The 579-nt window shown below is 20.2% G+C and carries 1 protein-coding gene and 1 pseudogene; one reads left to right on the forward strand and one right to left on the reverse strand.

Annotated elements, in window-relative coordinates; all coding sequences use genetic code 11:
- Positions 1-298, forward strand: a pseudogene (locus GQX97_RS14200) (hypothetical protein); the annotation flags it as partial.
- 78 nt (positions 299-376) lie between these two features.
- Here the strand turns inward: GQX97_RS14200 and GQX97_RS15095 are convergent.
- On the reverse strand, positions 377-508 hold the full coding sequence (locus GQX97_RS15095) for a hypothetical protein (protein ID WP_013243853.1): 132 nt from the start codon (positions 506-508) through the stop codon (positions 377-379).
- Positions 509-579 lie beyond the last annotated feature (71 nt).

Genomic DNA, 579 nt, shown 5'->3' on the forward strand with positions numbered 1-579 from the left:
TATTTATAATTATGATTTTATTATTTATAATTATGATTTTATACTTAGTCCATATGTGGAATACTTTTATGAGGATAGTCATTCATTTTATTCTATAGGGCTTTATTTATCTTTTCTTAATAATTTATTTAATATAATAACTTATTTCTCTCATTCACCTAATTATAAAATGGATTTAAATACTAAGCTTCTTATAAACTATAATAATTTTAGTTTTACTTTTAATTATTATACGCCTTTAAAAAATGATGAGATTTTAGAGCATATATTTGAGATTAGTTTAGAATATAATTATTAAAAATATATAAATATTCAAATTATATTTTTAGCTAAAAAAGGCAACCATTATTTTTAATAATTGCCTTTTATTTGCTATTTATAATGCTTTAATTTTTTTGCTTGTGATAGTTATAATATTTTGCTCTTTATACTTTGTAATTAAAGTTCTAATGTCATCTTTAGCTTCAATAGTGATAACATCTTCTCTCTCTTGAACTTGTGCTTCCATGATTTTTATTCCTCCGTGAATATTTTTTATTTATATATTAAAATTTAAAAATCTCCGTCTCTCCATACTTT

The organism is Brachyspira sp. SAP_772, from assembly GCF_009755885.1.
Taxonomy (GTDB): Bacteria; Spirochaetota; Brachyspiria; order Brachyspirales; family Brachyspiraceae; genus Brachyspira.